Below are 24,556 nucleotides of genomic sequence, written 5' to 3' on the forward strand. Positions count from 1 at the left end.
CCTCCCACCGAAAGCGATCGGGAGCGGGCAGAATGCGGACCGGACCTGTCAGGGAGTGGCGGGCCGCGAGGGAAGGTGTGAGCGATGTCGGAGGCTGGCAACTCCGTGGCGGGTGACGGGGAAGCGGGCGTCGGGGGAGCGGGTGTCGGGGGAGCGGCCGGTCTGGCCGACCGGGCGGCGCAGTGGCGGGCGTCCGCGTCCCGGTACGCGCTGCTGCCGCTGCGGCTCTTCCTCGGCGTCACCTTCGTGTACGCCGCCCTCGACAAACTGTCCGACGCGCACTACCTGGCCGGGGCGGCCGACCCGGCGTCGTTCGTCTCGCAGGCCCAGGCGGTCAAGGGCGGCAGCCCGATCTCCTTCCTGCTCGGCGCCGCCCTGGACGCGCCCACCCTGTTCGCGCTCGCCGTCGCCTTCGGCGAGCTGGCGGTCGGCCTCGGCACCCTGCTCGGCCTCTGGGGCCGGGTCGCGGCGCTCGGCGGCGCGATGATCAACCTCAGCCTCTGGCTGTCCATCAGCTGGAGCGTCTCGCCGTACTACCTGGGCAACGACCTCGGCTACCTGATGGCCTGGACACCGCTGCTGCTGGCCGGCACCCCGGACCTGTCGGTGGACGGCTACCTCGCCCGGCGGGCCGGCCGGGACCGGGGGCGCGGGCTGGGCGAGGACCGCGTCAGGCGCCGGGCGCTGGTGGACGGCGGGATCGCCGCCGTCGCGATCGGCGGCGCCGGGCTGCTCACCGGCTCGCTCACCCGGACCTTCGGCCGGGCCAAGCACTCCGCGCCCAAGCAGTCCGCGGCCCCGGCCACCACCCCGGCGCCGTCCGGACCGGCCCCCTCGGTGGCCGCCGCGAGCGTGCCGGTCGGCGGCTCGGCCCAGGTCAAGGACCCGGCCACCGGGGACGCCGTCTACATCGTGCAGCCCAAGGCGGGCCAGTACTGCGGCCTGTCCGCGGTGTGCACCCACTCCGGCTGCGCGGTCGACGCCCCGAAGAACGGCCAGCTGTACTGCCCCTGCCACGGCTCCCGGTTCGACGCCGCCACCGGCGCGGTGGTCAACGGGCCGGCGGTCAAGCCGCTGCCGAAGTACACCGTCACCCAGGCCGGCGACAAGCTGAACCTCGGGCCGTTGCAGAGCTGAGCCTGATCGGGCGGGTTCAGTCCCGGCGGTCGGTGCGGCCGCGCCGGGTGACCGCCGCGACCGCGCCGGCCAGGCCGCCGAGGCCGAGCACGATGAAGGTGACCGGGATGACGATCCGGCCGTTCACCGCCTGGTCGTTGAGCGCCGCGACCAGGTAGACCACCGCGATCGTGCTGAACAGCGCCCCCGCGATCAGCGAGAACAGGTCGAGCCGGTGCTTCCTCACTGCTGGACCACCTTGATGTTGCCGATCCCGACCGCGAGTTCGAGATCGAATGTGCCCTTGGACGGATGGCCGCTGCCCGGTGGCAGCAGGTAGGTGTGGCGGCCGGTGCCGTCGTTGCGGTCACCGGGGGCGGAGACGTCGCCGAGGCCCACCCGGGCCACCAGGTTCACCGTCACGTCCGGCGGCAGGATGACGGTCAGCTCGCCGGCGCCGAGTTCGACCTTGCTGGTGAGGGTGGTCCCGGCCGGGTCGAGCCCGCTCAGGTCCAGCCGGAGCTGGCCGGCCCCCAGGGAGTACCGGGGCTGGAGGTCGGCCGAGGCGACGACGGTGAAGTCGCGTTGGCCGACGGCGTTGCGCATGGAGTCCGGGGAGTGTCCGACGAAGACCAGCGCCAGGGTGAGCATCAGGCCCGTCACCGCGAGCTTGCGGGCCCGGCCGAACTTCGAGCCGATCAGCAGCGTCAGGCCGATCACCAGCAGCGCGGTGGCCAGCACGGTCGCACTCAGCACGGTGACGCTGGTGTGGCCGGCCGAGACGGACCAGACCGCGGCACCCGCGCCGATCGCCAGCAGCAGGCCGAAGAAGCCGAGCGCGGACCGCTCCCGGGGGTGCCGGGCGGTGGCGGGCCGGGGCCGGTAGGCCGGGCCGTCCTTGCGCAGCGGGTCGCCCGCGGGCAGGTCGACGCGCTGCCACCAGGGCTGGGTCGGGCCGCCCGCCGGCGGCACCGGGGTGCCGAACGGCGGGGTGGGGCCGGCGCCGTACGGGTTGCGCTCGGGGTGGCGCGGGTCCCACAGGTAGCCGGTCGGGCCGGGGGCCGGGGAGTCGGCGGGCACCGTTCCGGCGGCGCGCTCGGCCGCGTGCCGGGCGCGGGCGGCCTCGTCGTCCTCCGCCCCGGACCACGGGGACGGGCCGTACTGCTCCCCGTCGGGGTAGTGGCGGTCGTACGGGCCGCCGGGGCGGCGTCGGCGCGCCCGGCCGCGACGGCGGTCCGGGTCGTAGCGCACCGCCAGGAAGACCAGTCCGGCGAGCAGCAGCAGCGGGAACAACTGGTCGTCCTGGCCCATCGAGGAGAAGAACACCCCGGTACCGATCACGGCCAGCAGCACCGCGCCGACCGACTGGCCGTCCACCCGGCCGGTGAGCACCCGCTGGAGTTCGGTGCGCCCGTGCCGGGTGCCGCCCCGGCCGTCCGGCACCGGCTCGGTGGGGACGATCAGCCAGGCCAGGCCGTACAGGAACAGCCCGAGGCCGCCGGAGAGGCAGAGCACCACGGTGACCACCCGGAAGACCACCGGGTCGATGTCCAGGTGCCGCCCGAGGCCGCCGCAGACGCCGGCCACCACGCGGTGGTGCTCGGTCCTGGTCAGCGGGGGGCGTTCCGGTTCCGGCGGGGCGGCGGGCCCGGTCTCCTGGATGCGGTGGTCGTCGGTCATGGGCACCATCCTCCCGGCTGCCCCGGCCCGGCCCAACCGGTGCGAGCCCTGCCCGGACCCTGACTTGTCCCTGAGAAGGGGTCAGGGACACACCCTGATGCGTCCGCGTGCGCGGGCGTGGAACCATCGGTGGCGTGGCAGCACCCGGTTCCGACCCCCGACCCCTCGCCCCCGACGCCGTGCCGTCGGGCGGCACCGACCCGACCGCGCCCGACGGCGGACGGCCGCCGTACCGCCGGCTCTACCGCAGCCCGCAGGGGCGGATGCTCGGCGGCGTCGCGCAGGGGCTCGCGGTGCACCTCGGGCTCCCGGTGCGGTGGGTGCGGCTCGCGTTCGTGCTGCTGTTCTTCGCGCAGGGGATCGGCACCCTGCTGTACGCGGCGTTCTGGTTCGTGGTGCCGATCGGCATCGGCGAGCCCGCGCAGCGCGGCGCCGCCCACTGGGTGTACGTCAACGGCGCCTTCGTCCCGACCGGGTCGGGGCAGCAGCCGGGCGGCGCGCTGAACAAGGGCCGCGGCGGCTGGCTCGGCCGGCTGCGCGAACTGCTCCAGCACGCCCTCCAGGGCGAGCCGGCCGCGGCCCCCGCGGAGGGGGAGGACAGCGCGGCCGGCAAGACCGGGCAGGGCGGCCTCGGCCAGCTCGCCGCCCTGGTGATGATGGTGATCGGCATCACCGCCCTGCTCAACGCGCTCGGCCTGCAGACCGCCAAGCCGTACACCTGGCCGCTGCTGGCGATCGGCGTCGGCGTCGCGCTGGTCTGGCGGCAGGCCGACGACTCGCGCTGGCAGCGCTGGTTCGGCCTGGAGGAGGGCGACAAGCGGCGCGGCGCCTACACCCGGGTCGGCACCGGCGTGCTGCTCGTGGTGGCCGGCACCATCGCCTTCCTCGCCATGCAGGGCAGCGGCTCGACGCTCGGCTCGGTGGTCGAGGCCTCGCTCGCGGTGCTCGCCGGGGTGCTGGTGCTGCTCGGCCCGTACGGGCTGCGCCTGTGGCAGGACCTCGGTGCCGAGCGCACCGCCCGCATCCGCGCCCAGGAGCGGGCCGAGATCGCCGCGCACGTCCACGACTCGGTGCTGCACACCCTGACCCTGATCCAGCGCCGGGCCGAGGACCCCAAGGAGGTGCTGCGGCTGGCCCGTGCCCAGGAGCGCGAGCTGCGGCTGTGGCTGTACCGCCCGGAGGCCGCCGCCGAGGCCGCTCCCGACACCATGGCGGAGAGCCTGCGCGCCGTCGTCGCCGAGGTCGAGGACCGGCACGGCGTCCCGGTCGAGGTCGTGATCGTCGGCGACTGCCCGATGGACGACCGGATCGCGGCCCAGATGCAGGCCGCGAGGGAGGCGACCGTCAACGCGGCCAAGTACGGTGGCGGGGGACCGGTCCAGGTCTACGCCGAGGTGGAGGGGAAGACGGTGTCGGTGTTCGTCCGCGACCACGGTCCCGGCTTCGACCCCGACACGGTGCCCGAGGACCGGATGGGCGTACGGGAGTCGATCATCGGCCGCATGAAGCGCAACGGCGGCACCGCACGGGTGCGGCCCGCGCCGGACGGCGGGACCGAGGTCGAGCTGGAGATGGAGAGAACGAATGACTGAGGCAGCGCCGGAGCGCACCGCGAGAGTCGTCCTGGTGGACGACCACCGGATGTTCCGCACCGGGGTCCGGGCCGAGATCGGCCGCACCGAGGCGACCGGCATCGACGTGGTCGGCGAGGCCGACGACGTCGAGTCGGCGGTGCGGGTCGTCGCCGAGACCCGGCCGGACGTGGTGCTGCTCGACGTCCACCTGCCCGGCGGCGGCGGTGTCGAGGTGCTGCGCCGCTCGGCCGGGCTGATGGGCGAGCAGGGCGGGGTCAAGTTCCTCGCCCTGTCGGTGTCGGACGCCGCCGACGACGTGATCGGCGTCATCCGCGGCGGCGCGCGCGGCTACGTCACCAAGACCATCACCGGCACCGACCTGGTCAACGCGATCTTCCGGATCGCCGACGGCGACGCGGTGTTCTCGCCCCGGCTGGCCGGCTTCGTCCTGGACGCCTTCGCCGCCACCGACACCCCGCCGGTCGACGAGGACCTGGACCGCCTCACCCAGCGCGAGCGCGAGGTGCTCCGCCTGATCGCGCGCGGCTACGCGTACAAGGAGATCGCCAAGCAGCTCTTCATCTCGGTGAAGACGGTCGAGAGCCACGTCTCCGCCGTCCTGCGCAAGCTCCAGCTGAGCAACCGGCACGAACTGACCCGCTGGGCCACCGCCCGCCGGCTGGTCTGAGCCCTGGCCCGGGCGGCCGAGCCCATGTGCTGCTGAGCCCCGGTCGCGAGCCCGTCCGGTCCGGTTTTCTCCGGGCCGGGCGGGCTTGTCGGTGGGTGGCCATAGACTCGGAGTGCCATGAGTAGCCTCTTTGACGACCTCCCGCTCCCCGGTTTCGAGGCACCCGCCGCCGGGTCGAAGCAGCCCGCCGTGCCCCTCGACGAGGAGCCCCCGCCGTACGAGGACGACGCCCCGTACGAGGCCTACGAGGAGGCCATCCCGGAGGGGCTGTTCCAGACCGACCACGCCGCCGAGACCGCGCGGGACGCCTGGTACCGCAACGGCGCCGCCCGCACGGTGGTGGATCCGGCACAGCTGCTGGAGGGCATGAACGACCCGCAGCGCGAGGCGGTGCTGCACGCGGGCTCGCCGCTGCTCATCGTGGCCGGCGCCGGCTCCGGCAAGACCCGGGTGCTGACCCACCGGATCGCCCACCTGCTGGGCGCCCGCGGCGTGCAGCCGGGCGAGATCCTGGCGATCACCTTCACCAACAAGGCCGCCGGCGAGATGCGCGAGCGCGTCGAGGCGCTGGTCGGCCCGCGGGCCCGGGCGATGTGGGTGTCCACCTTCCACAGCGCGTGCGTGCGGATCCTGCGCCGCGAGTCCAAGGTGCTGGGCTTCACCTCCAGCTTCTCGATCTACGACTCGGCCGACTCGCAGCGGCTGATGTCGCTGGTCTGCCGCGACCTCGACCTGGACCCGAAGCAGTTCCCGCCGAAGTCCTTCACCGCGAAGATCAGCAACCTGAAGAACGAGCTGATCGACGAGGAGACCTTCGCCGACCAGGCCGCCAACCCGATGGAGAAGAAGCTCTCCGAGGCGTACACGCTCTACCAGCGGCGCCTGCGCGAGGCCAACGCGCTGGACTTCGACGACATCATCATGACGACGGTGAACCTGCTCCAGGCCTTCCCCGACGTCGCGGAGCACTACCGGCGCCGGTTCCGGCACATCCTGGTCGACGAGTACCAGGACACCAACCACGCGCAGTACATGCTCGTCCGCGAGCTGAGCGGCGGATCCGTCGCGGCCGCGCCGAAGCGCACCGTGGACGGGGAGTTCGTGAACCAGGCCGCCGGGCGCCTGTCCGAGGTGCCGCCGGCCGAGCTGTGCGTCGTCGGTGACGCGGACCAGTCGATCTACGCCTTCCGCGGCGCGACGATCCGCAACATCCTCCAGTTCGAGGAGGACTACCCGAACGCGACCACGATCCTGCTGGAGCAGAACTACCGCTCCACGCAGACCATCCTGAGCGCCGCCAACGCCGTCATCGAGCGCAACGCCAACCGGCGCGAGAAGAAGCTCTGGACGGCCGGCGAGCACGGCGAGAAGGTCGTCGGCTACGTCGCGGACGACGAGCACGGCGAGGCCCAGTTCATCGCCGACGAGATCGACCGGCTCACCGACGCGGGCGACGCCAAGCCCGGCGACGTCGCGATCTTCTACCGGACGAACGCCCAGTCCCGCGTGTTCGAGGAGGTGTTCATCCGGGTCGGCCTGCCGTACAAGGTGGTCGGCGGGGTGCGCTTCTACGAGCGCAAGGAGGTCCGGGACGTCCTGGCGTACCTGCGGGTGCTCTCCAACCCGGAGGACACCGTGCCGCTGCGCCGGATCCTCAACGTGCCCAAGCGCGGCATCGGCGAACGGGCCGAGGCGATGGTCGACGCGCTGGCCGCGCGGGAGCGGATCTCCTTCGCCCAGGCGCTGCTGCGGGTCGACGAGGCGTACGGGATGGCCGCGCGCTCGGCCAACGCGGTGAAGAAGTTCAACGTCCTGATGGCCGGGCTGCGGCAGGTCGTCGAGTCGGGCGCGGGCCCGGCCGCGGTGCTGGAGGCCGTCCTGGAGGAGACCGGCTACCTGGCCGAACTCCAGGCCTCCACCGACCCGCAGGACGAGACCCGGGTGGAGAACCTCCAGGAACTCGCCTCCGTCGCCCTGGAGTACGAGCAGGACCCGGGCGAGCGGCCCGACGCCGACGAGGAGGGCACCCCGCCGGTCGGCTCGCTGCCCGACTTCCTGGAACGGGTCGCGCTCGTCGCCGACTCCGACCAGATCCCGGACGACGAGGAGGGCCGGGGCGTCATCACGATGATGACCCTGCACACCGCCAAGGGCCTGGAGTTCCCGGTGGTCTTCCTGACCGGCATGGAGGACGGGATCTTCCCGCACATGCGGGCGCTCAACCAGGTCAAGGAGCTGGAGGAGGAGCGGCGGCTCGCCTACGTGGGGCTCACCCGGGCGCGGCAGCGGCTCTACCTGACCCGCTCGGTGCTGCGCAGCGCCTGGGGGCAGCCCGCGTACAACCCGGCCTCGCGGTTCCTGGAGGAGATCCCGGAGGACCTGGTGGAGTGGAAGCGGAGGGGGGCGGCGCAGGCGCCGGCCGCGCGCGGCTTCTCCTCGGGGTCGTCCTGGGGCAAGTCCTCGTCGGGGGGCGGCGGTTCGCGCTCCTCGTCGGGTTCTTCGGGCTCGTCGGCCTCGTCGAAGCCGAAGGCGGGCTGGGGGCAGTCGGCGCGACGCGGCGGCCAGGCCGTCGAACGGGACGCCGTCTCGCTCGCGGTCGGGGACCGGGTCACCCACGACACCTTCGGGCTGGGCACGGTGGTGGGCGTCACCGGCGTCGGCGACCGGGCGCAGGCCACGGTCGACTTCGGCTCGGAGGGCCGCAAGCAGCTGCTGCTGCGCTACGCGCCGGTGGAGAAGCTCTAGAGCGTTTCCTAGGCCGGACGGGGCCTCAGCGGGGGTCGAGCCCGTTCGAGAGGAACCACGGCAGCGGGTCGACCGGCCCGCTGCCGGCTGGGCGGATCTCGAAGTGCAGGTGCGGCCCGGTGCTGTTGCCACTGCTGCCGACGAAGGCGATGACGTCGCCCTGCTTCACCGGCCCCTTGCGGACCTTGTACGCCCGCAGGTGGCAGTACCAGGCCTCGGTGCCGTCGGGCATCTTCAGCACCGTCATGTAGCCGTACGACGGGTTCCACTGGGTGCGGATCGTGCCGTCGGTGACGGCCATCACCTCGGAACCGCCGTCCACCGGGAAGTCGATGCCGGTGTGGCGGTTGGCCCAGTGGGTGCCGGCCTCGCCGAACAGCTCACCGAGGCCGTGCCGGGCGACCGGCATGACCACCTTGGGCTTGACGGGCTCGGCGCTCGGCTGCGCGCCCGGGGTGCCCTGGGCGTCGGCGGGCTGGGCGCCGGCCAGCGGCTGGCGGGCGTCGCCGCGGGAGGCCTGGGCCGGGTCGCCGGCCGCGACCGCCTGCCGGGCGGCCGTCTTGGCGGCCTCGGCGCCGCCGTCGGCCGGGTTGTCCGGGCTGTTCGGGCTGTTCGGGTTGCCCTGGGCGTCCGGGGCGTCGACCGCCGTCCGTGCCGTCCGGCCGGCCGCCTGGGCGTGCTGATCGGCCTCGCCCCGCACGGTGACGGCCGCCGCGGCGGCGACCCCGAGCGCGGCCACCGACGGCAGCGCGACCCGCAGCAGTGCGGTTCTGGTGGCGGCCTTGGCGGCGCCGCGGCGCTGGGTGCGGGACTCCTCGCGGGCGGCGAGGCGCAGCTCCGCACGGGTCGGGCGGGCGGCTGCGTCGGGAGCCATCGGGGGCTGCCTCCTCGGTGGGCCTGGGGCGCGTCGTCGGGCAGGGGAGCGGCGGGGAAAGCGGCAGGGAAAAGCGGTACGGGGGAAGCGGGGAGAAATCAGCCGAGACTGTAGCCGCAAGGCCGACGCCCCGGAAAAACCTCCGGTTGTCAAGAGGTCGGCCGAGGGTCTGTGCGGTGGACGGGTGGACGGGCATACCCACTGGTAGCAAGGCCGGGGGCTGTGACTTTGCCCTCCTCTTGGGAGGTGGCGCGGCTAACCGGGCCGGGTGGCGCTAACCTCCCCTCAGGTTGGTTATTGGCCGTTAACCGCACCCGTGGCCCGCGAGGTCCGGTCGGATGGTGGACGACGAGGTCCAGGAGGCAGTCATGAGTGTGTCGGGGCCGATCCGTGTGGTGGTCGCCAAGCCGGGGCTCGACGGTCACGACCGTGGCGCCAAGGTCATTGCGCGCGCCCTGCGCGACGCCGGTATGGAGGTCATCTACACCGGGCTGCACCAGACGCCCGAGCAGGTCGTCGACACCGCGATCCAGGAGGACGCGGACGGCATCGGGCTGTCGATCCTCTCCGGTGCCCACATGACGCTGTGCGCACGGGTGTTGGAGCTGTTGAAGGAGCGCGACGCGGCGGACATCAAGGTCTTCTGCGGCGGGATCATCCCGGACGACGACATCGCCGAGCTCAAGGCGATGGGCGTCGCGGACATCTTCACCCCGGGCACGTCCACCCGGGACGTCGTGGCCTGGGTCGCGGCCAACCTGCGGGCGGCCGGCTGAGGTTGACGGTGCGGGACGGGCCGGCCCCAGGCTTCGGCGGGGCCGGCCCGTTCCGTCGTTCCGTCGCTTCGGGAACGGGCGTCAGGCGTCGAGTTCGGCGAGCATCGCGGCCCGGAAGCGCAGCGTTCCGGCCAGCCGGGCGAAGGTCTCCGACCAGGCGGAGTCGGGCGCGGCCCCGGCGGCCAGCCCCTCCACGGCGGCCGCCGTCTCCGGGGCGAGCGCGCGTTCCGTCATCCCGAGCACCCCGCTGTGGCTCCACGGGTACGCGCCGGAGCCGGCGGCGCGGGCCAGGGCCGTCACCACGGCGGTGGACAGCGGCGGCGTCCACGGCGTGCCGCAGGCGCCGAGCAGTTGGAAGGCCTCGCCCAGGCCGTGCACCTCGATGAACGCGGCCGTCCAGGCGGCCCGCTCCTCGGGTGGGAGGACGGCGAGCAGCTTGGCGGGGGCGCCGGTGACGCGGGGGGCGCGGGCCCGTCCGGCGCCGCGGGCGGGTGGTGCGGGCGCCGGGCCGAGCAGCGCCCGGGCCCAGTCGGCGTCGTGCTGGCGGACGGCGGCCCGCGCCCAGGCCTCGCGCAGGTCGTCGGCCCAGCTGCTGCTGGTCTCGTCGATGCTGTCGCCGACCCGCAGGGCGAGCAGCTGCTCCGGTGTCAGGCCGGTGCTCTCGGGCCAGAGCCGCAGCGGTGCGGCGGCGATCACCTCGCCGAACCACCAGGCCCGTTCGCCGCGTCCGGTGGGGGACTTGGGCGGTATGCCGTCGCGCTGCATGGCCGCGTCGCACTCGGCGGGCGGGGTGACCAGCAGGTGCGTCCCGGCCGCGGCGAGGCGGACGGCGGTCCTCGCCCGCTCGGCCATCCGCCGGGCGAGGGCCGAGCCGGGCAGGGTGGAGAGCAGTTCGGCGGCGGTGGCGCGGACGTTCTTGCTGCGGTCGCCGAGGGCGGCCTCCAGGAAGGGTTCGTCGGCGGCGGAGAGGCCGTCCTGGAGGGCGTCCAGGAAGAGCAGGCGGTCCTCGGCGCGCTCGGTGGACCAGGTGCCGCTCAGCAGCTCCAGGCCGGCGGCCGGATCGCGGCGGCGCAGCAGGGTGAGGTGGGTGACCCGCTCGGCGAACAGGCCCTCGTGCCACAGCTGGTGGTCGACGGGCCCGCCGGGCTGCTCGGCCGGGTCGGGGGCGGCGGTGCGCAGCACGAAGCGCCAGTCGGGGTTCTGTTCGGCCAGCCAGCGGCCCAGTGGTCCGGCCAGCGCGACGGCGTCGGCGCGCAGTTCGCTGCGGGCGCGGGCGGCGTCGAGCAGGCCGGGTATCAGTGCGCCGGGCGGGCGCAGGCCCCGGGCGCGGGCGGTGGCGAGCCACTGCGGGAGCAGTTCGGCGAGGTTGGCCAGGGTGGCGCCGCCGCTGCCGCCGGACCGGCCGGCCAGCAGGACGGCGAGCCGGCGGGCGGCCGCCGCGGGCAGCTCGGGGCGCCCGTCCTCGGGCGCGGGCGGGCCGGGCGGTCCGGCGGCGGGGACGGGCAGGGCGCCGGCCCGGCGGCGGACGGTGGCGAGGGCGGCCAGTTCCAGCAGCGCGGTGGCCGGGTCGGCCTGGTCGACGGTGTCGGCGAGCGGCAGGGTGGTGGCCGGGAGCGGGCGGCGGTCGGTGCCGAGCAGGGCGGTGGTGTGCAGGGTCTCCCACGGGTCCTGGGTGATCGTCATCTTCGGTGCTCCTGAGGTGTGCTCGGGCGTGTCCTGATCCACAAGGCACGCCCTAGACGGTGGTGAGGCCGATCGGGCGGTCGTGGCCGGCCCAGGCCGTGACCGGGGCGAAGCCCTGGTGGCCGTACTCGCCGAAGACCGTCAGCGGGCGGCCGGTGGAGACCGCGGCCAGCCGCCACAGGGCCGCCTCCGGGAGGGCCGAGGTGCGGACGGGCAGGGTGTGGTGGCCGTCCGTCAGGTGCCAGCCGTCCGGGGTGCGGACGGGCACGGCGCCGGTGAGGACGGTCGGCCAGCTGTCCAGCCACGGGTCGTCGGCGACGGCGGTGCCGTAGCCGGCGACCGCCTCGGCGACGGTGAGGCCGTCGGGCGGGCCGGCCGGGCCGGGCTCGGGGGCGCCGTAGCGGGTGCCGAGGGCGGCGCGCAGCGGGCGGGCGCCGGGGTGGAAGGCGAGGTCGGCCTCCAGCAGGTGGCCGGTGGGCAGGGCGAGGTCGGGGGCCTGGCCGGGGCGGCCGAAGGCGAGCAGCAGGGCGGGGCGGCCGGTTTTGGCGCCGCGCAGCCAGACCCGGCGGGTGGTGAGCCGTTCGTCGGCGGAGTCGCGGCTGCCGAGCACCTGCCAGCGGTCGCGCACGGTGGGGCCGGCCAGGATCTCGGCGGTGTCGGTGGGGTAGCCGACCCGGGTGCGGACGGTGGCGGCCAGTTCGGCCGGCAGCTCGTCGACGCGGGTGGCGGCGGTGGCGAGCAGGTGCAGCATCGCGTACTCCTCCAGGAGCCGGTCCTGCGGGGCGGCGTCGAGTTCGCGGACCCGGGTGGCCAGGCCGGGGGCCTGGGCGTCGACCATTCGGGCGGCGACCTCCTCCCAGGGCCCGGCGGTGGACTGGTCGGCCAGGCCGTGCCGGATCCGGTCGGCCAGGCGCAGCCGCAGCTCGGCCGCGCCGGCCGCCACCCGGGCACCGCGCCGCTCGGCCCGGCGGCGGGCGGCGGCCGGGTCGGCGGGGGGCGCGGCGCGCTTCTCGGCGCGCTCCTCGCGGGAGGTGAGCCAGTCGGCCGCCCATGCGGCGGGTTCGGCGGCCGGGACGGCCTCCGGGGCGCCGCTCCACAGCAGGAGGAGCCCGAGCGCGTGCTTGCACGGGAACTTCCGGCTGGGGCAGCTGCACTGGTAGGCGGGCGTGGCGAGTTCGATCACGGTGCGGTACGGCGTGCTGCCGCTGCCCTTGCACTCGCCCCAGAGCGCGGTGCCGTCGGTGCCCGCCCCGGACCAGGGCGCGGGCGAGGAGAGCTTGCCGGCCGCCTTCTGCGACGCGGCGTCAGGTGCCAGGGACAGGACGTGTTCGGTGCTCCAGCGTTCCTCCATGCGACCGACGGTAGGCGGCGGCACTGACATCGGCTGACCGCCCGTCGGGAGCGCCCCGGGGTTTGTCAGTGCCGGGGTGCAGGGTGGTTCCCACAGGCCGGGACGCCGGCCCCAGCTCCCCCCGATCACCCTGCCGCCGAGGGCACCCGTGTGCCCGGCGGCCGACCCGAAGGAGCCCCCGTGACCGACGTTCTGCGGCAGCATGCCGAGGACGCCTTCGCCGGTGAACTGGCCGCGCTGGCCGCGCAGGACGACCGTCCGCGCCCGGAGCGCTGGAAGCTCTCGCCGTGGGCCGTGGCGACGTACCTGCTCGGCGGCGAACTGCCCGACGGCACCCCGATCACCCCCAAGTACATCGGCCCGCGCCGGGTGGTGGAGGTCGCCGTCACGACCCTGGCGACGGACCGCGCGCTGCTGCTGCTCGGCGTGCCTGGCACCGCGAAGACCTGGGTGTCCGAGCACCTGGCCGCGGCGATCAGCGGCGACTCCACCCTGCTGGTGCAGGGCACCGCCGGCACCCCGGAGGAGGCCGTCCGGTACGGCTGGAACTATGCCCGGCTGCTCACCGACGGCCCGAGCCGGGACGCCCTGGTGCCCTCGCCGCTGATGCGGGCGATGGCGGACGGCAAGCTCGCCCGGATCGAGGAACTGACCCGGATCCCGGCGGACGTGCAGGACAGCCTGATCACCATCCTGTCCGAGAAGACGCTGCCGGTGCCGGAGTTGGGCGGCGAGACGCAGGCGGTGCGCGGCTTCAACGTGATCGCCACCGCGAACGACCGCGACCGCGGCGTCAACGAGCTGTCCAGCGCGCTGCGCCGGCGGTTCAACACCGTCGTGCTGCCGCTGCCGGGCTCGCTGGAGGAGGAGGTCGACATCGTCACCCGCCGGGTGAACCAGCTCGGCCGCTCCCTGGAGCTGCCCGAACTGCCCGGCGGCGCCGAGGAGATCAGGCGGGTGGTCACCGTGTTCCGCGAGCTGCGGGCCGGGATCACGACGGACGGGCGGACGAAGGTCAAGAGCCCGAGCGGCACCCTCTCCACGGCGGAGGCGATCTCGGTGGTGGCCAACGGCCTCGCCCTGGCCACTCACTTCGGGGACGGCGTGCTGCGCGCCGGGGACGTGACGGCCGGCATCCTCGGCGCCGTCGTCCGGGACCCGGTGGCGGACCACGCGGTGTGGCGCGAGTACGTCGAAGGGGTGGTGCGCGAGCGCGACGGTTGGAAGGACTTCTACCGGGCCGCCCGCGAGGAGGTGCGATGACCGCGGACGTCGCGCTGCTCGGCATCCGGCACCACGGCCCGGGCTCGGCCCGGGCGGTGGCCGCCGCGCTGGAGCGGTGGCGGCCGGACGCGGTGCTGATCGAGGGCCCGCCGGAGGCCGACGGCATCGTCCACCTCGCGGCCGGGAACGGCCTGGTGCCGCCGGTCGCGCTGCTGGCCCACGCGGTGGACGACCCGGCGAGGGCCGCGTTCTGGCCGTATGCCGAGTTCTCCCCGGAGTGGGTGGCGATCCGCTACGGCGTCGAGCGGGAGCTGCCGGTCCGCTTCATCGACCTGCCCGCCGGGTACGGCCTCGGCCCCGCCGCCGAGGCCGCCGAGGCGGGGGAGGCCGGGGAGCCGGGGGAGCCCGCCGGGCCGGTCGCCGACCCGCTGGCGCTGCTCGCCGAGGCGGCCGGGTACGACGACCCGGAGCGCTGGTGGGAGGACGTGGTCGAGCACCGCGCGCCCGGTGCGGGCGGCGCGGACGACCCGGACGGACTGGCGCCGTTCGCCGCCGTCGCGGAGGCGATGGCGGCGCTGCGCGCGGAGGGCCTCGGCGAGTCCCGGCGGGACGAGCTGCGCGAGGCGTACATGCGCCAGCAGATCCGGGCCGCCCGCCGCGCCGGGCACCGCCGGATCGCCGTGGTGTGCGGGGCCTTCCACGTGCCCGCGCTGGCGGTGCTGCCGACGGTCGCGCACGACCGGGCGCTGCTCGCCGCACTGCCGCGGAAGGTGCGGACGGACATCACCTGGGTGCCGTGGACGCACCGCCGGCTCTCCCAGGCCACCGGCTACGGCGCGGGCGTGCAGTCACCGGGCTGGTACCACCACCTGTTCGGCACAGAGGGCGATCCGGTGCCGCGCTGGCTCGCCCGGGCCGCCGAACTGCTGCGGGCCGAGGACCACCCGGTCTCCTCCGCCCACGTCATCGAGGCGGTCCGGCTCGCCCGCACGCTGGCGGTGCTGCGCGGCCGCCCGCTGGCCGGCCTGACCGAGACCCTGGACGCCGTCCGGGCGGTGCTCTGCGAGGGTTCGGACGTCGCCCTGGAACTCGTCCGGGACCGCCTGGTGGTCGGCGACGCGCTCGGCGAAGTCCCGGACGCGGCACCGGCGGTGCCGCTCCAGCGGGACCTCACCCGCTGGCAGCGCACGCTGCGGCTCAAGCCCGAGGCCGCGCCGAAGGACCTCGACCTCGACCTGCGCAAGGACACCGACGCGGCCCGCTCGCGGCTGCTGCACAGGCTGCGGCTCCTGGGTGTCGACTGGGGCGTGCCGGCCCGCTCGGCGGTCAACTCGACCGGGACGTTCCGGGAGAGCTGGCGGCTGTGCTGGCAGCCCGAGTTCGCGGTCCGGATCGCCGAGGCCGCCCAGTGGGGCACCACGGTGGAGGAGGCGGCGACCGGCAAGGCCGTCGGCACCGCCCGCGCCGCCGCCGAACTCGCCGAGCTGACCGGCCTGGTGGAGACCTGCCTGCTGGCCGGGCTGGCCGGCGCGCTGCCCGCCGTGATGCGGGTGCTCGCCGACTGCGCCGCCCTGGACACCGACGTTGCGCACCTGGCCGGGGCGCTGCCCGCGCTGGTCCGGGCGCTGCGCTACGGCGACGTGCGCGGCACCGACCACGGCGCGCTCGGCGAGGTCGCCACCGGCCTGGCCGACCGGATCTGCGTCGGGCTGCCGCCCGCCTGCGTCGGGTTGGACGCCGAGGGGGCGGCGGCGATGCGCGGCCGGCTCGACGAGGTGCACGGCGCGATCGGCCTGCTCGGCCCGGCCGCCCGTCCGGAGCCGGACGCCCCGGAAGGCCCGGACGCCCCGGACGGATCAGCGGGCCCGGACGCCCCGGCAGCCTCCCCGGGCCCGGACGGTTCCGAGGCCCTGGCCGACCGCTGGGCCGCCGCCCTGCGCTCGCTGGCCCGCCGCGAGCCGGCCGGCGGCCCGGCCACCGGCGCCCCCGGCCTGCTGCGCGGGCGCGCCGTCCGGCTGCTGCTGGACGACGGGCGGCTCGACTCCGAGGAGGCCGCCGGCCGGCTGCGGCTGGTCCTGTCCACCGCCAACGCCCCGGCGGACGCGGCCGGCTGGATCGAGGGCTTCCTCACCGGCGGCGGCGCCCTGCTGCTGCACGACCCGCGCCTGCTCGCCCTGCTCGACGAGTGGCTGACCGGCGTGCCCGGCGAGGTCTTCACCGACGTCCTGCCGCTGCTGCGCCGCACCTTCGCCGGGCTGGAGGCGGGCGTCCGCAGCACCATCGGCGGCCGGGTCGCGGCCGGCCCGCTCGGCGAGGCCCCGGCGGCCCTGACCCCGGGCGGCACCCTCGACCGGGCCCGGGCCGACGCCGCCGTCCCGGTGGTGGCCCTGCTGCTCGGCGCCCGCCCCCGGATCCCCCGGCAGGCCGCCGGCCGCAACACCTGACACCCGTGAAGGAGGACCTGATGGCGACCACGACCGACGAACGGCTGCGCCGCTGGCGGCTGGTGCTCGGCGGCGAGGCCGACGGCACCGGCTGCGCCCTGCGCGGCCGGGACGCCGCGATGGACGGTGCGCTGGCCGCGCTCTACCGCGGCGCGCCCGAGGAGGGCGGCCGGGGGGCCCGCGGCGGCCGGCGCAGCGCCGGGCTGGGCGGCTCGGCCCCGCAGGTGGCGCGCTGGCTGGGCGACATCCGCGAGTACTTCCCGTCCACCGTCGTCCAGCTGATGCAGCAGGACGCGATCGCCCGGCTCGGCCTGGAGCGGCTGCTGCTGGAACCCGAGATGCTGGAGGCCGTCGAACCGGACGTGCACCTGGTCGGCACCCTGCTGTCGCTCAAGCATGCGCTGCCCGAGACCACCCGGGAGACCGCCCGCGCCGTGGTCGGCAAGGTGGTCGCCGATCTGGAGCGCCGGCTCGCCGACCGCACCAGGGCCACCCTGGGCGGCGCCCTCGACCGCAGCGCCAAGGTCAACCGGCCCCGCCACCGCGACATCGACTGGGACCGCACCATCCGGGCCAACCTGAAGAACTACCTGCCCGAGCACGGCACCGTCGTGCCCGAGCGGCTGGTCGGCTACGCCCGCGCCCAGCGCGCGGTGAAGAAGGACGTCATCCTCTGCATCGACCAGTCCGGCTCGATGGCCCCGTCGGTGGTGCACTCGGCGGTGTTCGGCGCGGTGCTCGCCTCGATGCGCACGCTGGACACCCGGTTGGTCGTCTTCGACACCTCGGTGGTCGACCTCACCGAACAGCTCACCGACCCGGTCGACGTCCTGTTCGCCACCCAGCTCGGCGGCGGCACCGACATCAACCGCGCGCTCGCCTACTGCCAGTCGAGGATCACCCGGCCGTCCGAGACCGTGGTGGTGCTGATCAGCGATCTCTACGAGGGCGGCATCCGGGACGGCATGCTCAAGCGCGTCGCCGCGATGAAGGCGGCCGGCGTCCAGTTCATCGCCCTGCTGGCGCTCTCCGACGAAGGTGCGCCCGCCTACGACCACGCCCACGCCGCCGCCCTGGCCGCCCTGGGGGCCCCGGCCTTCGCCTGCACCCCGGACGCCTTTCCGGAGATCATGGCCGCGGCGATCGAGAAGCGCCCGCTGCCGGTGCCTGACCAGGGAGTGTGAGGATTCACCCGGACGTGCGAACCGGCCGACCGGCGGACAGGGGGTGCGCCGACCGCCCCCGTAGGCTGTCTGTGACGGTTCTCACCACGGACGGGCAGGCCCCGGGCGAAACAGTCCCGTCGTACGGGGATAACCTGCCAGACGGACGTGACGCGCGTGTTGATTGACGTGTGCGCCCGTGGCTGTGTGGGCCGCAAGGCCGTACCTCTGCGTACCCGCACCGCCCCGACGACCCGCAGCGAAGATCCTGCCGTGGCACGCTCGTAGAGACACAATCCGCGACCACGAACAAGGACAAACACGTGGACCTGTTCGAGTACCAGGCGAGGGACCTCTTCGCCAAGCACGGTGTGCCCGTGCTTGACGGTGATGTGATCGAGACCGCCGCAGACGCTGCCGCCATCGCGGAGCGCTTCGGCGGCCGCGCCGTCGTCAAGGCTCAGGTGAAGGTGGGTGGCCGAGGCAAGGCCGGTGGCGTGAAGCTCGCCTCCGACCCGGCTGACGCCGTCGCCAAGGCCGAGGCGATCCTCGGCATGGACATCAAGGGCCACACCGTCCACAAGGTGATGCTGGCCCAGACCGCGGACATCAAGGACGAGTACTACGTCTCGTTCCTGCTGGACCGCACCAACCGCACCTTCCTGGCGATGGCCAGCGTCGAGGGCGGCGTGGAGATCGAGGTCGTCGCCGAGGAGAACCCCGACGCGCTCGCCAAGATCCCGGTCGACGCCAACGAGGGCTGCACCCCGGAGAAGGCCGCCGAGATCGTCGCCGCGGCGAAGTTCCCGGCCGAGATCGCCGACCAGGTTGCCGACGTCCTGCAGAAGCTGTGGAAGGTCTTCATCGCCGAGGACGCGCTCCTCGTCGAGGTCAACCCGCTGATCAAGTCCGGCGAGGGCAAGATCATCGCGCTTGACGGCAAGGTCTCGCTGGACGAGAACGCCGAGTTCCGCCAGCCCGAGCACGAGGCCCTGGAGGACAAGGCCGCGGCCAACCCGCTGGAGGCCGCCGCCAAGGCCAAGGGCCTGAACTACGTCAAGCTCGACGGCCAGGTCGGCATCATCGGCAACGGCGCGGGCCTCGTGATGAGCACCCTCGACGTGGTCGCCTACGCCGGTGAGAACCACGGCGGCGTCAAGCCCGCCAACTTCCTCGACATCGGCGGCGGCGCCTCCGCCGAGGTCATGGCGAACGGCCTGGAGATCATCCTGGGCGACCCCGACGTCAAGTCGGTGTTCGTCAACGTCTTCGGCGGCATCACCGCCTGTGACGCGGTCGCCAACGGCATCGTGCAGGCCCTCGCGCTCCTGGAGAGCAAGGGCGAGAACGTCACCAAGCCGCTGGTCGTCCGCCTGGACGGCAACAACGCGGAGCTGGGTCGCAAGATCCTCGACGACGCCAACCACCCGCTGGTCCAGCGCGTGGACACCATGGACGGCGCCGCTGACCGCGCCGCCGAGCTGGCCAACAAGTAAGGAAGGGGACTTTCACACCATGGCTATCTTCCTTACCAAGGACAGCAAGGTCATCGTCCAGGGCATGACCGGCTCCGAGGGCATGAAGCACACCCGCCGCATGCTCGCCTCCGGCACCCAGATCGTCGGCGGTGTCAACCCGCGCAAGGCCGGCACCACGGTCGACGTCGACGGCACCGAGGTGCCCGTCTTCGGCGGCGTCGCCGAGGCCATGGAGAAGACCGGTGCCGATGTCACCGTCATTTTCGTGCCGCCGAAGTTCACCAAGGACGCCGTCGTCGAGGCCATCGACGCCGAGATCGGCCTGGCCGTCGTCATCACCGAGGGCGTTCCGGTGCACGACACCGCCGCCTTCTGGGCGTACGCCGGTTCGAAGGGCAACAAGACCCGGATCATCGGCCCGAACTGCCCCGGCCTGATCAGCCCCGGACAGTCGAACGCCGGCATCATCCCGGCCGACATCACCACCTCCGGCAAGATCGGTCTGGTCTCGAAGTCGGGCACCCTGACCTACCAGCTCATGTACGAGCTGCGGGACATCGGCTTCTCCTCGGCCGTGGGCATCGGCGGTGACCCGGTCATCGGCACCACCCACATCGACGCCCTCAAGGCGTTCCAGGAGGACCCGGAGACCGAGCTCATCGTCATGATCGGTGAGATCGGCGGCGACGCCGAGGAGCGTGCCGCGGCCTACATCGCCGAGCACGTCACCAAGCCGGTCGTCGGCTACGTCGCGGGCTTCACCGCCCCCGAGGGCAAGACCATGGGCCACGCCGGCGCCATCGTCTCCGGCTCCTCGGGCACCGCCCAGGCGAAGAAGGAGGCCCTCGAGGCCGCCGGTGTCAAGGTCGGCAAGACGCCGTCCGAGACCGCCCGCCTGGCGCGCGAGATCATCGCCGGCTGACGTCGGTCGACTGCGCAGCGAGCGCCCCTGCCCGTGAAGGGCAGGGGCGCTCGCGCGTTCGCGGACGCCGTCAGTACGGCGTCGGCCCGGTCGTGCACGGCAGCGGTGACCACAGCGGGCAGACCTCCGGGCCCTGCGGCGGCGGGGCGCCCGCCCCCCGGGCGACCGCCGGCAGCTCCCACCGCGCGGCGGCCTGCGGCGCCGACTCCACCACGACCGCCTCCACCCCCGGCGTCGGGCTGCACCACAGGCTGCGGACGACGTTCGGCGGCCCGCCCGGCAGCGCCGGCACACCCGGCACAACAGGCACGCCCGGCACGCCCGCGTTCGCCGTCGACAGGCACATCGCCGGCTCCGGCGGCTCCGGGGAGCGGAACAGCGTCACCGGCCGGATCCCCACCAGCGTCGCCAGCGCCGCCCCGCCCACCGCCGCCGTCAGCAGCGCCGCCGCCCCCGTCCGGCTCGCCGTCCACAGCCGGTGCCGGGCCAGCAGCACCGGCACCGGCGGCCGGTGCGGCTGCGGGCAGCCCCGGACCGCCGCCCGGTGCAGCAGCCCGCTCAGGCCGTCCGCGAACCCCGGTGCCGCCGGATCCGGCCCCAGCAGCTCCGGCACCCACCGGGCCAGCGCCACCCGGGCCGCCCACACCCGCCCCTCGGCCGCCGCCAGCGTCGACTCCACCTCCACCGCGACCGCCGCCGCCGGCAGGCCCAGCCCGTCGTGCAGCACCAGCGCCCGGCGCTGCGGCCGGGACAGCCGCCGCAGCGCCTTCAGCAGCGCCCGGTCCCGGTCGGTCAGCCGGTCGTGATCGGGCAGCACCGCCTGCGACTCGTCCGCCGGCCGCACCCGGATCCGCCGGTGCGGCAGCTTCCAGGCGTGCATCCGCCGGGGCCCGCCCCGGTGCCACGGGGACAGCGCCAGCTCGCACGCCCGTACCCGTACCCACCCTTCCGGATCCCCCGTCGCGGCCACCTCCGCCCAGCCCCGGCGCGCGGCCCCGAACGCCAGCCGGACGCAGTGCGCCGCCCGGTGCCGGCAGGCGGTCAGCAGGAACATCTGCTGCACCAGCCGGGTGTGCGCCTGCTCGTACAGCTCCTCGAAGCTCCCGGCCGGCCCGGCCCGCTCGTCGTCGGCCGGCGTGGCCGCGTGGGCGGGCCGCCCGGTGCCGGCGGCCGGGTCGTCGGGTCGGGCCTGCGCCGCGGGCGGGGTGTCGCGGGTGCCAGGCGGTGTCATGGTGGCGGCGGGTGTGCTGATGCTCCCTCCCGGGGCGTTCGGGGCCGCCTGGGGGCTAGCGGCGTCGGTGGCGTGGGCGTGGGCGTGGGCGTGGGCGTGCGCGGAGTGGGTGGCCTGGCCGGGGTGCTCTCCTCCGGTGCCGAGGACGGGCGGGCGCGGCGGCGCGGGGTCGGGGGTACGGGGGACGGCGGCAGGGTCCGCCTGGGCGTCGCCCGGCGCGTCGGGGCCGGGTGGTGTGGGGCCGGGTGGTGCGGGGTCGGGGCTCTTCGGGCGGGCGGTGGTGAGGGCGACGGCCTCGGCCTCGGTGGCCGCGCCGAGTTTGCGCATGGCCCGCTGGACGTAGCTGCGGGCGGTGGCCGGGGTGACGCCGAGGGCGGCGGCCGCCTGCGGGAGGTCGCGACCGGCGGCGAGGTGGGCGAGCACCTGGGCCTCACGGGGCGTCAGTTTCCCTAGGGGGCGCGCCGCGTCCTGGTCGGGGCGGGTGGCCCGGGGTTTGCGGGGGCGGTTCTCGGGGGTGGGGGAGTCGGCGCCGGCGGGGTGTTCGGCGGTAGGTGGCGTGGTCATCAGACGCTCCGGGCCGGTGCGCCGGCGGCTTGGGGATCGGGTCTGAAAATGCGCATAAGCCAATAATCTGGGACACGGCGGCGGTTTGCTGCTTCACGGGGCATGGCGAGTCGCCTTGGCACCATGAGGCGCATGACGCAGCTGATGGGCCGTCCGATCCTGGAACTGCCGGGCGAATTGGGCGGACGCCCGTTGCCGGCCGACCTGTTGGCGGGGGTGCGGACGGCACTGGTCGGCCTGGCGGTGGTCGGGGTGCCGGTGCTCGGACTCTGGGTGGCGACGCCGTACGCGGACAACGGGGCGACCGGCGCCACTCGGTTGGCGGGGGCGCTGTGGCTGCTCGGGCACGGCGCGCCGGTGCTGCGGGGGGACGCGGGCGCCCCGCTGACCGTCACCCCGCTGCTGCTGGGCATGCTGGCGGTGGCTCAGCTGTACCGGGCCGCCGCCGCGGTGGCGTCGCGGCGCGGGCCCCGGCCGCGCTGGGGCGGCCCGGCGGCGGTCTGGGCGGGCTACTGCGCGGTCGCGGTGGCGGTGGTGCTGCACTGCACGGGCGCCGGGCTGTTCCGGGCCAGGGTGCTGCCGGACGTCCTGGTGGTGGGGTTGCTGGCCGGGCTGGCGACGGCGGCGGGCGCGCGTTCGGCCCGGGCCGCCGGCCCCGACGCCCCGCCCCGCCGCCCGGCGTGGCCGCTGCTGGACCGGCTGCCCGCGCCGCTCCGACCGGCCGGCGGTGCGGCGGCGGTGCGCGGCTCGGTGCTGGCGGCCGGGGCGGGCCTGGTGGCGGCGGGCGGGGTGCTGGTGGCGGTGGCGGCGGCGCTGGACGCGGCGGTCGGGGGCGGGCACGGGATGGCGGTGCTCGGGCGCGGGCCGGCGGCCCTGGTCGGGCTGCTGCTGCTCGGGGTGGTGCTGCTGCCGAACGCGGTGCTCTGGGGGACGGCGTACGCCCTGGGCCCGGGGTTCGCGGTGGGTTCCGGGACGGTGGTGGCGCCGGGCGGCACCGTGCTGGGCCCCGTCCCGGAGTTCCCGATGTTCGCCCTGCTGCCGGCGGAGGGCCCGGGTGGCTGGCGGCTGGCGGCACTGCTGCTGCCGGTGCTGGCGGGGGTGGTGCCGGCGGTGCTGCTGGGCCGGGCGGCGGCCGGCCCGCGCGCAGCGGCCGAGGCGGGGTCCGGGACCGGCGACGGGGACGGCAACGGGGGCGGCGACGGACCGTGGCCGCTCGCGGTGACGGTGGTGGTGGTGCTGGTGGCGGCGCTGCTGACCGGCGTCGCGGTGGCGGCGGCGAGCTGGCTGGCGGGTGGCGCGCTGGCGGGCGGCCGGATGGCCCGGCTGGGGCCGGCGCCCTGGTGGACGGGACCGGCGGCGGCGGGCTGGTTCGCGTTGGTGGCCGTGCCGGGCGCGCTGCTGGTGCGCCATCGGGCGCTGTGCCCCGCGACCGTCCCGGAGGCCGACGAAGGGGTCGACGGAGAGGTCGACGGAGAGGTTGACGGGCAGACCGTCGAGGAACTCGACGCGGACGCCGACGAGGAGGCCCTGCCCGCCGCCCGCGCCCGGTCGGCCGAGCGGCTGCGCCGGGGGGTGCTGCTGCTGCGGGCCCGCGGGTACGGCGCGGTGCTGCGCCTGGGCGGGCGGGGCCCCGGAAGTGACTAGTACTGCAACGGTGCTTACCGTGACGAGGCTTCAGCTCTTGGGCTGTGGCCTCGTCTTTTGTAGTGGCTGGTCCGGGCCTGTTGTTGGCGTCTGCGACGCCATCGGGACCAGTGCAGGACGTGGTCGATGCTGCGGCGGACAGGCCGGGTGAGCTTCGTGATCAGTCGGCGGATCTCGGGGACCGTGAGGGGTATCAGGTCTGGCGTTCGAGCGGGTCCAGCCCCTTTTCGAGGTGCTGGGCCCGCATGACGGTGAGGTAGGCGTGGGCCGCCATGGCCAGGGTGATGTGCCGGTACCACCCCGGGTGGCGTCGGACCTGATAGTCGTCCAGGCCGCACTGGCCCTTGGCACTCTGGAAACACTCCTCGATCGCCCAGCGGGCACCCGCGACGGCGATCAGCTCGTTGAGTGTGGCACCGGCGGGCGCGTAGGCGATGTAGTAGGCGAGCTTTGTGGGATCGGTGATGCTGCGGCGTGCCAGGACCCAGTGCTTGCGGTCGGGGCGGTGCCACGGCCGGACCTCGACACGGGCCCAGTCGTAGACCCGCAGGCCATGGGCGCCCTCGCCGCAGGAACGACGCTTCCACTTCTGACGGGGAAGGTCGGCGATCAGGTCGTGCAGCCGATGGTCCAGTGCCCTCCGGGTGACGACGGTGTCGTGGCTGGTGGTGGCCACGACGTGGAAGACATCCGCCTGCTCCAACTCGTAGCGCCAGCCCTTGCGGTAGCCGTAGCCGGCATCCGCGGTCACCCACCGGAACGGGATCTGGTCGTCGATCGCGCGCCGGACCATCGCCCTGGCGAGCTGGACCTTGGTGACGAACTCGACCTCGTCGCCGATCCCTGCCGCCCGGCAGCGTGCGCGGTCGTCGGTCCAGGACTTCGGGAGGTAGAGCGCCCGGTCGATCAGGGTGCGGCCCGGCTTGCCGGAATAGGCGAGGAAGACCCCGACCTGGCAATTCTCGGTACGGCCGGCGGTGCCGGAGTACTGCCGCTGGACACCGGCCGAACGCACACCCTTCTTCAGGAACCCGGTGTCGTCCACGATCAGCACACCGGCCGGATCCGCCAGGTGCTCGACGACGTACTCGCGTACGTCGTCGAGCACCCCGTCCGCGTCCCACTCGATCCGGTTCAGCAGCCGCTGGATCCGGTCCGGACCGACATGACCGGCCTCCTCGGCCACCGTCCACCCGTTCTTGCGCTCCAAAGGCGCCAGCAGGCCCCACATGTAAGCCAGCGTAGATTCCCGCGACTCACTCCGCGCGAACCGGTGAGCAAACCGCTCATGTAACCCTGCCAGCCCATCCGACCAGCGACGAGCATCGACCTCGGATATGTCCCCATCCATGAACAGCTCAACGAGCTAACCCGACAACCGTCACGGTAAGCACCGTTG

Annotated in this window: 18 protein-coding genes and 1 pseudogene; 12 read left to right on the top strand and 7 right to left on the bottom strand. The window is 74.8% G+C overall.

The features are described 5' to 3' along the window. Nucleotides 1–84: 84 nt before the first annotated feature. Nucleotides 85–630: pseudogene (locus A6F73_RS43215) on the top strand (DoxX family membrane protein); the annotation flags it as partial. A 222-nt stretch (nucleotides 631–852) separates the two neighbouring features. Further along, on the top strand, nucleotides 853–1,137 hold the full coding sequence (locus tag A6F73_RS43220) for a Rieske (2Fe-2S) protein (protein ID WP_279634955.1): 285 nt from the start codon (nucleotides 853–855) through the stop codon (nucleotides 1,135–1,137). Between the two features lie 16 nt (nucleotides 1,138–1,153). Here A6F73_RS43220 and A6F73_RS19725 read toward each other — a convergent pair whose 3' ends face one another. Together A6F73_RS19725 and A6F73_RS19730 are read right to left on the bottom strand one after the other, a co-directional pair. After that, nucleotides 1,154–1,363, bottom strand: a complete 210-nt coding sequence (locus A6F73_RS19725; RefSeq protein WP_063349010.1) for a hypothetical protein — start codon at nucleotides 1,361–1,363, stop codon at nucleotides 1,154–1,156. Next, nucleotides 1,360–2,796 (bottom strand): PspC domain-containing protein, encoded by a 1,437-nt coding sequence (locus tag A6F73_RS19730; protein WP_063349011.1) that lies wholly within the window; start codon nucleotides 2,794–2,796, stop codon nucleotides 1,360–1,362. Before A6F73_RS19730 ends, A6F73_RS19725 begins: the two co-directional genes overlap by 4 nt. Nucleotides 2,797–2,975: 179 nt before the next feature. Between A6F73_RS19730 and A6F73_RS19735 the strand changes: the two genes are divergently transcribed. The 3 genes from A6F73_RS19735 to pcrA all read left to right on the top strand — a co-directional run bounded on the left by A6F73_RS19735 (nucleotide 2,976) and on the right by pcrA (nucleotide 7,803). Beyond that, nucleotides 2,976–4,388: an ATP-binding protein gene (locus tag A6F73_RS19735; RefSeq protein WP_063351338.1), complete on the top strand. Its 1,413-nt coding sequence runs from the start codon at nucleotides 2,976–2,978 to the stop codon at nucleotides 4,386–4,388. Then, nucleotides 4,381–5,058: a response regulator transcription factor gene (locus tag A6F73_RS19740; RefSeq protein ID WP_063349012.1), complete on the top strand. Its 678-nt coding sequence runs from the start codon at nucleotides 4,381–4,383 to the stop codon at nucleotides 5,056–5,058. The genes A6F73_RS19735 and A6F73_RS19740 overlap by 8 nt, the downstream gene beginning before the upstream one ends. A gap of 117 nt (nucleotides 5,059–5,175) precedes the next feature. Then, nucleotides 5,176–7,803 (top strand): DNA helicase PcrA, encoded by a 2,628-nt coding sequence (pcrA, locus tag A6F73_RS19745; RefSeq protein WP_063349013.1) that lies wholly within the window; start codon nucleotides 5,176–5,178, stop codon nucleotides 7,801–7,803. 25 nt (nucleotides 7,804–7,828) lie between these two features. Here the strand turns inward: pcrA and A6F73_RS19750 are convergent, their stop codons facing one another. Next, nucleotides 7,829–8,677: a M23 family metallopeptidase gene (locus tag A6F73_RS19750; protein WP_063349014.1), complete on the bottom strand. Its 849-nt coding sequence runs from the start codon at nucleotides 8,675–8,677 to the stop codon at nucleotides 7,829–7,831. 368 nt (nucleotides 8,678–9,045) lie between these two features. Here A6F73_RS19750 and A6F73_RS19755 point away from each other — a divergent pair, with 368 nt between their 5' ends. Then, entirely contained in the window at nucleotides 9,046–9,453 is a 408-nt protein-coding gene (locus A6F73_RS19755; protein ID WP_063351339.1) for a cobalamin B12-binding domain-containing protein, read from the top strand. A gap of 81 nt (nucleotides 9,454–9,534) precedes the next feature. On the opposite strand, the gene A6F73_RS19760 is transcribed toward A6F73_RS19755, so the two are convergent. Both A6F73_RS19760 and A6F73_RS19765 read right to left on the bottom strand, forming a co-directional pair. Continuing rightward, nucleotides 9,535–11,136, bottom strand: coding sequence for a DUF5691 domain-containing protein (locus A6F73_RS19760; RefSeq protein ID WP_063349015.1), 1,602 nt, complete (start codon nucleotides 11,134–11,136; stop codon nucleotides 9,535–9,537). Between the two features lie 52 nt (nucleotides 11,137–11,188). After that, the gene (locus A6F73_RS19765; protein WP_063349016.1) at nucleotides 11,189–12,487 is read right to left on the bottom strand and encodes an SWIM zinc finger family protein; all 1,299 of its coding nucleotides are present in this window, start codon (nucleotides 12,485–12,487) and stop codon (nucleotides 11,189–11,191) included. Nucleotides 12,488–12,637: 150 nt separating this feature from the next. Between A6F73_RS19765 and A6F73_RS19770 the strand changes: the two genes are divergently transcribed. The 5 genes from A6F73_RS19770 (at nucleotide 12,638) to sucD (ending at nucleotide 19,718) form a co-directional block, all read left to right on the top strand. Further along, nucleotides 12,638–13,750 (top strand): AAA family ATPase, encoded by a 1,113-nt coding sequence (locus A6F73_RS19770; protein ID WP_063349017.1) that lies wholly within the window; start codon nucleotides 12,638–12,640, stop codon nucleotides 13,748–13,750. Next, complete coding sequence (locus A6F73_RS19775; RefSeq protein ID WP_063349018.1) at nucleotides 13,747–16,155, top strand: DUF5682 family protein; 2,409 nt, start codon at nucleotides 13,747–13,749, stop codon at nucleotides 16,153–16,155. The genes A6F73_RS19770 and A6F73_RS19775 overlap by 4 nt, the downstream gene beginning before the upstream one ends. 20 nt (nucleotides 16,156–16,175) lie before the next feature. Continuing rightward, nucleotides 16,176–17,339, top strand: coding sequence for a VWA domain-containing protein (locus A6F73_RS19780; RefSeq protein WP_063349019.1), 1,164 nt, complete (start codon nucleotides 16,176–16,178; stop codon nucleotides 17,337–17,339). A 302-nt stretch (nucleotides 17,340–17,641) separates the two neighbouring features. Then, nucleotides 17,642–18,814: an ADP-forming succinate--CoA ligase subunit beta gene (gene sucC / locus A6F73_RS19785; protein ID WP_063349020.1), complete on the top strand. Its 1,173-nt coding sequence runs from the start codon at nucleotides 17,642–17,644 to the stop codon at nucleotides 18,812–18,814. Nucleotides 18,815–18,833: 19 nt separating this feature from the next. After that, a complete protein-coding gene (gene sucD / locus A6F73_RS19790) occupies nucleotides 18,834–19,718 on the top strand; it encodes a succinate--CoA ligase subunit alpha (RefSeq protein WP_063349021.1) in 885 nt (294 codons plus the stop codon). 70 nt (nucleotides 19,719–19,788) lie between these two features. Here sucD and A6F73_RS19795 read toward each other — a convergent pair whose 3' ends face one another. Beyond that, nucleotides 19,789–21,513, bottom strand: coding sequence for a LuxR C-terminal-related transcriptional regulator (locus tag A6F73_RS19795; protein WP_063349022.1), 1,725 nt, complete (start codon nucleotides 21,511–21,513; stop codon nucleotides 19,789–19,791). Between the two features lie 132 nt (nucleotides 21,514–21,645). Between A6F73_RS19795 and A6F73_RS41555 the strand changes: the two genes are divergently transcribed. Further along, nucleotides 21,646–23,157: a DUF6350 family protein gene (locus tag A6F73_RS41555; RefSeq protein WP_063349023.1), complete on the top strand. Its 1,512-nt coding sequence runs from the start codon at nucleotides 21,646–21,648 to the stop codon at nucleotides 23,155–23,157. 193 nt (nucleotides 23,158–23,350) lie between these two features. Here A6F73_RS41555 and A6F73_RS19805 read toward each other — a convergent pair whose 3' ends face one another. Then, nucleotides 23,351–24,508 (bottom strand): IS701 family transposase, encoded by a 1,158-nt coding sequence (locus tag A6F73_RS19805; protein ID WP_063349024.1) that lies wholly within the window; start codon nucleotides 24,506–24,508, stop codon nucleotides 23,351–23,353. Nucleotides 24,509–24,556: the final 48 nt, after the last annotated feature.

The sequence above is a fragment of the Streptomyces sp. MJM8645 genome, from assembly GCF_001625365.1.
GTDB lineage: Bacteria > Actinomycetota > Actinomycetes > Streptomycetales > Streptomycetaceae > Kitasatospora.